General features: G+C 50.5%; 6 protein-coding genes. 2 read left to right on the top strand and 4 right to left on the bottom strand.

Features of this window, described 5'->3' with window-relative positions; all coding sequences use genetic code 11:
- A partial coding sequence (locus ACEW8P_RS10275) for a triple tyrosine motif-containing protein (protein ID WP_373512992.1) occupies window positions 1-2,471 on the bottom strand: 2,471 nt, incomplete at its 3' end.
- Between the two features lie 476 nt (window positions 2,472-2,947).
- The gene (locus ACEW8P_RS10270) at window positions 2,948-4,114 is read right to left on the bottom strand and encodes an MFS transporter (protein ID WP_373512991.1); all 1,167 of its coding nucleotides are present in this window, start codon (window positions 4,112-4,114) and stop codon (window positions 2,948-2,950) included.
- A 253-nt stretch (window positions 4,115-4,367) separates the two neighbouring features.
- On the opposite strand from ACEW8P_RS10270, the gene ACEW8P_RS10265 reads away from it, so the two are divergent.
- Window positions 4,368-4,583: a 2Fe-2S iron-sulfur cluster-binding protein gene (locus ACEW8P_RS10265; RefSeq protein WP_373512994.1), complete on the top strand. Its 216-nt coding sequence runs from the start codon at window positions 4,368-4,370 to the stop codon at window positions 4,581-4,583.
- Window positions 4,584-4,649: 66 nt separating this feature from the next.
- Entirely contained in the window at window positions 4,650-6,362 is a 1,713-nt protein-coding gene (locus ACEW8P_RS10260) for an FAD-dependent oxidoreductase (RefSeq protein ID WP_373512990.1), read from the top strand.
- Here the strand turns inward: ACEW8P_RS10260 and ACEW8P_RS10255 are convergent.
- Window positions 6,354-6,566 (bottom strand): hypothetical protein, encoded by a 213-nt coding sequence (locus ACEW8P_RS10255; protein ID WP_373512989.1) that lies wholly within the window; start codon window positions 6,564-6,566, stop codon window positions 6,354-6,356. The genes ACEW8P_RS10260 and ACEW8P_RS10255 overlap by 9 nt on opposite strands.
- 146 nt (window positions 6,567-6,712) lie before the next feature.
- Window positions 6,713-7,834, bottom strand: coding sequence for an SBBP repeat-containing protein (locus tag ACEW8P_RS10250; protein WP_373512993.1), 1,122 nt, complete (start codon window positions 7,832-7,834; stop codon window positions 6,713-6,715).
- Between the last annotated feature and the right edge of the window lie 163 nt (window positions 7,835-7,997).

Genomic DNA, 7,997 nt, shown 5'->3' with positions numbered 1-7,997 from the left:
CGGATGTCTTCCAGTATTTCATTTTTGCGCACCACATTGATAGCGATGTTGCTCAACTGCTGACTCTTGTTAGTTATCTCTTTCAGCAAGCTTTCGTTCCTGATCTCGATGATTTGCCTTTCGGCGGCCAGTTCTTGCTGTTTGAGTTTTTCCTGCTGCTCGGCTACGATTTTCCTGCGGCGAACAGCGAATTGCCTTTCCTGCAAAAAAACCAGGCAGACCAATAGGATCACGGCGCAAATCGCAAAAAGAGTTTTGGCCCAGTTGGTTTCGTACCAGAACGGAAGTACTTCAAACCTGTGCTTAGTAATCAGTTTATTGGAAAATGTCTTGACTTGGAATTCGTACGCTCCTGCCGACAGGTTGGTGAAGTCGGCGTAACTCTCCGTTGTCCAGTCCGACCAGCGCTGGCTCAACCCCAGGAGCCGATATTGGTAACGTACTTCGCTGCCGTAAACGGGCAGGCTGAAATTGACCCTAAGCGAACGCGTCTCGGGCGGAACGATTAGGTTGGAGTCCGTCGGGAAGGTGATCGAGCTATTCGTCAGGCTGGAAATCTTGCGGATCAGCGGGGCGATGTTCACCAGACCCGGCTGGGCCGCGCGGGAGCGGTCAAAAAGTGCGTAGCCATTTCCCAGGCAAAACAGATAGTGGCGCGGTGTAATGGGGACGATGGTCTCTGAGTTTCTGACAGGGGAAAGGTCAAAGCTGCGGCTCTGCCCGTTGGGCTTATTGAGGATGATGCGGTCGCGGTAGAGCTTGAACCACTCCCCTTCCAGGCCCATGCGTATCTTGAAAGGATCTTCGTTCGTGGGGCCGAATTCGTTGTCGGCCACGAGCCTGTGCTGGTCGTTAGGGGTGAAAAAGCGGTTGCCTGACCGGATCAGCACCCGGTTTTTCCAGGGAATCACCTCTATGGAGTATTCTAAGGGTATCTGTTCGGGGGCATCGTACTCCTGCCAGAGTGAAGCTTTGGTAAAGTCCGCATTCAGTTTGGTTCGGAACAGGCCTTTGTAAGCGTGCGCCACCCAAAAGGACCCGTCTTTGCCTTCTACTAATCCCTTGATGGGAATGGGGGGCACCCCCTCCACCTTGTGTGCGTACTCCCAAAGCCCCTTGGCGGTGGCACAGTAGAGGTGCAGCCCGGTGTAAGTACCTTGCAGCAGGTACTTTCGTCCCTCTTTTGCGAGTGGCACGAATGTCCATCCGCCCGGAATGGAGGAAATTTTCTCAACCCCTCGCTCGCTGATCCGAAAAGTACCGTCATTGTGTCCACAGAGGAGTTGGCCGTCGATCACTTCCAGGTCCCAGACTTGCCCTTGCAAACCGGGCACTAGACGAAAGGGGCGATCGGATGGCCAGGGCTTGACGTACAAGCCACTGTTGGAGCCGACGTACAGGCTCCCGTCCCAGACTGCCGCCGCGTAGGTGGCCCCGAGCGAATTGGTGGTCTGCGTAAGTGAAGTGACGGGAGAAGCCAGGCTGATCATGTCGATCCCTTTGTCCAGGCCAAGCCAAAGGTTCTGCCGCGCGTCTTCGAAGAGCGACAGAACTGTATTGTTCTGCAAGCCATTCCGTGCATTGAAGTGAAGCAGGAGGTTTCCCTCGGCAGACACCAGGTACACGCCGTCCAGAATGGTGCCGAAAGCGTAATTGCCGTTCTGGAGTCGGATGGCGCGATTGAGGATATTCTTTTTCAACTCGCCGGATATCGCGATGGGCCAGGGAACGATTTCGTCATCGTCCAGCACGAATAGTCCGTTTTTTTTGGTCGCGATCAGCGTTTTATGTTTCTCGAAGGGTAATAAAGCCGACACACTGGCCCCGTCGAGGTACTTCATGCCGGCAACAGACACGAACGCGTCGCCCTGCAATTGGTAAAGCCCCCTCCTGATCAGTTGAATCAGCAAACGGCCTTGAATCTGGCGCAGAAACATGAAGTTGCCAGGGGCCTTGATTTCGCTGATATCCTGCCCATCGTATTTGTAAAGCCTCGAGAATGATTGGAAATAGACCGCCTCCTCGGTTTTGAGGATATGCCATATCTCCTCCGTTTCGACGCTCTTGATGGAGCTTGACTTGCTCAGCGAATGGTACACCATTTTGCTCGCAGGGCTACGCTCCCAAAAGCCGAACTCTCCAAAGCCTCCCACGTACACACGCGGCCTCTTTCCGGCGGTTTGATCGTCGTCGTATAACACGGCGCGGACGATCTGGTCGTTGGGGAGCGGAAACAGGCGCCAGCTTGCCCCGTCGTATTCCAGCAGTCCGTCGGAATTGGCGAAGTACATGATCCGGTCGGCACTCTGGCTAATGTCCCAATTCTGGCTGTGCGCCCGGTAGGTAGCCTGGGAGTAGTTGCTGATCGGAGGGAGTTCCTGCGCGATAGCCGGGTAAAGACAGAAGACTGCCGCGACGAGGGGCAGGCTCAGTTGATATGCGTAGTTTTTCATGGCGGTCGAAAGCTGCATTTTCAAAAACTCAATCGGTAAAGTACCTATTGCCCTGAAAATAGTCAATTCTCGATTCACTAACCCCGATTTGCAAACCCAAAGGATTACAAATCAGGGGCAGGGCGCATGAACTCGCTTTGAAAGGCACTCAAGACACCCTAACTCATTGGCCGGCTACTTGCAATTTACGTACATGTACTCGGTAGTTTCTTCGCGTGCCGTCGCACCATAGCCACCCACACCCGTTCTTTTTTAGATTGCCGTTCCGATCGACTTCATTGGTATATGCCGTTTCGTAAGTACCAGCTTAGTGGGGGCAGTTTTGCAGACTCCGCACAACTTTTTGAAGACTGCGGCGAACCAGGGTGTTTTCTACTTCACGATCCCAAAAAATCCAATTACACTCCACGACTTCAGACAAGTGGACAACTAACTGATTTCCAAAATCCCCTACCAACCATCCATTTTGGAACTAAGGGCCAGTTGGGATAGAGTCAGGATACTGGCTGCGGTTGGTCGGGTACCTGCATTTGTTGGTACCGGAAGAAAAGCCGGGAAACCGGTATAAACAACAGGCCCGAAACCGCAAAGGCCACGAAGGCCATCCGCAGGCCAAATGCGTGCGACAAGTACCCGATGAGCGGCGGCCCAACCAACATGCCCACTGTGGCGTAGGTGGCGACGATCGAGATGGCCAGGCCGGGCGAGTACTTCTTCGACGCACCCGCCAGTGCGTAGGTCATGGGTACCACCGAAGCCGTTCCGAAACCCGTGAGGGAAAATCCGATCAGAACGGTCCAGACGGCAGGAAAAACAACGGCCAGGCCTATACCCGCCACGATCATCAGGGAACTCACGATGTAGGTTGTGGAGATGCCGATTTTTTCGATAATGCGGTCGGACAGAAACCGGGAGAGTGCCATAAATACCATGAAAATCAAGTAGCCGTAGGTAAATATCTCGACGTGGAGTACTTCCCGAAAGAAAATGCCGCTCCAATCGAACATACCGCCTTCGCACACCGCCGCAAAAAACACCAGTACCCCTAAGTACAGAATGTAGGGATCAGGTTTTCCCAGTATAAGTTTGTTACCCTGAGAAATACGGTCGTTTTTCAGAAGGTAAGGAAACGAGAACAGCGTTACCGCCAGACAAAGCGCAGCCACGATAGCCAGATGAACCTCGATGGAAACAGCGGAGGCGACCATCAAGGTACTGAAACCCACGCCCGCGATACCGCCCGAACTCCACAAACCGTGGAATGAGCCGATAATTTTTTTCTGGTGGTACTTCTGTAAAGTGATGGTTTGGGTATTGACCGCAATACTGAAAATCCGCATCGTAAACGCGAAGATAGAAATGGTAATAATCAGGAGCAGAGGCGTGTTCGCCAGACCGATACAAGCCAAAGCAACAGAATTGATTCCAAAGGCGACCGCCAAAGGAATGCGGCTGTCGAATCGGCTGACCAGCCAGCCCGAAATGGGAAGCCCGATTAGTGAACTTACTGGCATGGCCAGCAGCACGGAGCCCATTTCGGCGTCGTTGAAGCCGTAAAAGGTTTTGATAGTGGGGATTCGGGAGGCCCAGGTGGAAAAGGCAAATCCTGAAATAAAAAAGAATACACTAAGGAAAATACGCTGCTTATTTCTTAACTCCATGGCTCGCTACCCATCCGGTTTAGTCGCAAATATCCGCAGACGCCGGAAATAATTTTCCGTTTGCGGCACTTTATATACCGACTTTTGATCAGGAAGTACCAGTCTAGTGTAACACTCTTTTTTTGTGGCAAAAAGATCTCAGATTGTTCATAAATCTTGTCCGATTTTTCCGAAATTCACTTCTACAACATTCAGCCAGCACCAGTTTGCAATCCTGCGCATAGCATCACGGCGCGGAAGACTACGACGAACCATGGGGAAATCTGTGCAGACTATTGAGGCCCGCGGGCCCGACCGGCTACATCCGGTGCAGAAGGCTTTGATGGCTTATGATGCTCTGCAGTGTGGCTTTTGTACACCGTGCTTCGTGGTCGCAGCCATTGCTGTTTGCGATAGCTGGCGGAAGGTGCACAGTAAAAAGGAGCCCGAATGCGTTGCTGATCCAAAACCCCGGGTTGGTGATGCGTAGAAACCATACTTTGGCACCTTCACATTTTTAAAGAAGTGAAGGTGGCTTTTTATAAATTCTACATCAATGAAGAGAAGAAATTTTATTGAACTCGTATCGGCAAGTGGCGGAATAATCACCGCCGGATCACTTTTCGTACCTACTACTGCTACTGCTCAGGCGGTACCTGCCGGCAAGGAGCTGCGTGCGGATGTTGTCATTGCCGGCGGGGGGCTAGGGGGGATTGCGGCGGCTCTGGCCTCTTTGCGAAACGGCCTGACGGTCATTATGACCGAAGAGACCGACTGGGTTGGTGGCCAACTCAGCCAGCAAGGGGTGCCTCCCGATGAGCATCAGTGGATCGAAACCCACGGCGCACCCCAGTCGTACCGCGATTTCCGGACCGACATCCGGGAGTATTACAAAAGGTACTACCCGCTGACGGCCGAAGCCAGAGCCCGCCCCAACCTTAACCCCGGTGACGGTTCGGTGTCCCGGCTTTGCCACGAACCCCGGGTGGGCCACGAGGTACTTATGAACACCCTTACCCCTTACATCAGCAGTAAAAAACTTACGCTTCTGCTCGAACACGAGGTTACCGGGGCCGACACATCCGGCACGAAGGTGAAGGCGCTGAAAGTGAAAAATCTGCGAGGAGGGCAGGAGAAGGTACTTACGGCCCCCTACTTTGTGGATGCCACCGAACTGGGCGATTTGCTGCCAATGACCGGTACCGAGTTTGTGACCGGCACGGAATCCCGGCATGAAACGGGTGAGTTGCACGCCCCCGAAGTGGGCAATCCGACTAACAACCAGGCCTTTACCATGTGCTTTGCGATGGACTACGTGGAGGGAGAAAACCACGTAATAGACAAACCGCGTGAGTACGATTTCTGGAAGAGCTATGTACCCAAAATGACGCCGCCCTGGCCGGGCGAAATGCTGTCTCTTTGGTACTCGACGCCCAGTAACCCTACCGTTCCCAAAACTTTGGGCTTTCATCCCGAAGGCATCAAAACGGATGCGCCCCTCAATCTGTGGAATTACCGCAAGATTATTAATAAGAACAACTTCGTGCCGGGCACCTACCCTGGCGACGTGACGATCGTGAACTGGCCCCAAAATGACTACGTGCTGGGCAACATTGTAGGGGTAAGTGACAAGGAATTCAACAAGCACGTAAACCGTGCCAAACAGCAAAGCCTGTCGCTGCTCTACTGGCTGCAGACTGAAGCTCCCCGGCCCGATGGCGGCACCGGTTGGCCGGGTCTTCGCCTGCGGGGCGACCTGATGGGTACCGAAGACGGCCTGGCCAAGTATCCTTACATTCGGGAGGCAAGGCGGATCAAGGCGTTATTTACGGTGCTGGAAGAGCACGTGGGAGCGGAGCAACGGGCGCAGATTACCGGCAAAAAAACGGGCAATACGGCCGCTGATTTTTACGATAGCGTCGGCATAGGGTACTACCATATCGACCTGCATCCCAGTTCCGCAGGCATCAACTACGTGGACTTTGGCTCGCTTCCTTTCCAGATTCCTCTGGGGGCGCTGATTCCGCAGCGCATGGAAAATGTATTACCCGCAAACAAGAATATTGGTACTACACACATTACCAACGGCTGCTATCGACTGCATCCGGTGGAGTGGAGCATCGGCGAGGCGGTGGGTTCTTTGGTGGCGCATTGCTTAAAGCAGAATCTGATTCCAAGGGCAGTACGGGAAGATCGCAGAAAGCTGGAAGAATTTCAACAGCTTATCCGTAAGCAGGGAATCGAAACACACTGGCCCAAATCATCCTGAACGCCGGTATCTGACGGCTTCTACTTCTTCGGTAATTTCTTCAAGGGTCGGTGGTGCGGCACAGGCGTTGTTTCTCAATCGGTTGACAACCATAAGGAACGGATCAGCGGAAGTCTCTGAAAGCGAAATCAGTTCCAGGTCTGCTAAGTCTTTCAGCAATCTGTCGGCCTTGGGATTCAGTACGTTTGCCTGGTAAGTTGTCATGATTCAAAGATACTGTTTTTGATCTGAAACTCTATATCAGTCAGGAGAAGTGGGTGACTGAGGCGGAATTGGGCTTCGGGCCGTTAAAAACGGCTTTTCATGTTTAGTACGCAGTCTTGCAGACTACGCACAACTTTCGCGGAAGACTACGAAGACTTCTGCCTATATTTCGCCAAATACAGATTGCCTCTTTCTTTAGTATCAAGGATAGTAGTACCAAAAGTGGCACCTTTCGTAAAACCACCCATTATATATATTATTTCATTTCTGTCTAATCCTATTGCATCTCCATTATCTGCACCTTTTCCTCCGCCTTTCACTGCCCATTCAATTTGACCAAACTCATCAAATTTAATCAAGAACATATCATTTAATCCACTAGACTTAAAAGATGCTTCCCCAAAAGTAATAGTATCATAAAAATGGCCCGTCACGTACACATTACTATTTGAATCTGCAACTACCCCACTACCACCAGCCTCTGTTGTTTTTGTGGGTTTAATCGCCCAAATTTCGTTACCTAATGAATCGCACTTTGCTAAGAACATATCATAGTATATCCCGCTTGATACTAACACATCAGGACCAAAAGTTACAGTTCCTTTAAAATGCCCAGTAATAATAATATTATCATCAGAATCAACACATAATGAGCTTCCTCCAATCTCAACTGTTGACCCCATTTTTTTGACCCAAATCTCTTTTCCTAAGCTATCATATTTTGCGATAAATGTATCACCATCAGTATTGGATGACAAACTAGCAAGACTAGAATGTGCAAAATCGACTGTACCATAAAAATGTCCTATTAAACATATATCACCATTTCTATCAACCACTAGATCATGTCCACCAGCGCTAACCGTACTTATTGCTCTAACAGACCACAACGTTTCTCCATATTCATTGTATTTGATTAGAAACATTGAATTTCCTCTTTCACCCCCAATCAACTCTATAGTTCCAAACTTTGCAGATTCATCAAAACAACCCGTCAAGTAAATACTACCTTTCTTATCGACAGCCACCCCGAAACCTACGCTATCACCATATCCTCCACCTTTCACAGCCCATAGAGATCGCCCATCGCTATCATATTTTGCCAGGAACATATGGTATCCGCTTTCGGTGTTAAAAGTGGTATCACCAAAAGTAGACTTTCCTCTAAATTCACCCGTTATTAAAACATTGCCATTAATGTCCACGGCAATATTTTCTCCATAAGATTTGTCGCCTAAAGAATCACCTCCAGCTTGAGTTGCCCATATTACTTCTCCATCTTTATTGTATTAGAGTTGTTGTATTGTTGTAAGTCAGCCAATTAGGTAAACATTCCACAGGCCAGCGCAGACTTCCAATATATCGTCATATTTTCCAAAGTCATGCATTCTCAATCTGTCCGATGCAACTCGGTAACGTTTTATTCGCCCT

The organism is Persicitalea sp., assembly GCF_041751555.1.
In the GTDB taxonomy this organism is placed as follows: Bacteria; Bacteroidota; Bacteroidia; order Cytophagales; family Spirosomataceae; genus Persicitalea.
This window is presented reverse-complemented; position numbering and strand designations above follow the sequence as displayed.

Excerpts from the sequence above, each read along its gene's own strand:
- ACEW8P_RS10270 (WP_373512991.1), bottom strand. The coding sequence starts at position 4,114 with ATGGAGTTAAGAAATAAGCAGCGTATTTTCCTTAGTGTATTCTTTTTT.
- ACEW8P_RS10265 (WP_373512994.1), top strand. The coding sequence starts at position 4,368 with ATGGGGAAATCTGTGCAGACTATTGAGGCCCGCGGGCCCGACCGGCTA.
- ACEW8P_RS10260 (WP_373512990.1), top strand. The coding sequence starts at position 4,650 with ATGAAGAGAAGAAATTTTATTGAACTCGTATCGGCAAGTGGCGGAATA.
- ACEW8P_RS10255 (WP_373512989.1), bottom strand. The coding sequence starts at position 6,566 with ATGACAACTTACCAGGCAAACGTACTGAATCCCAAGGCCGACAGATTG.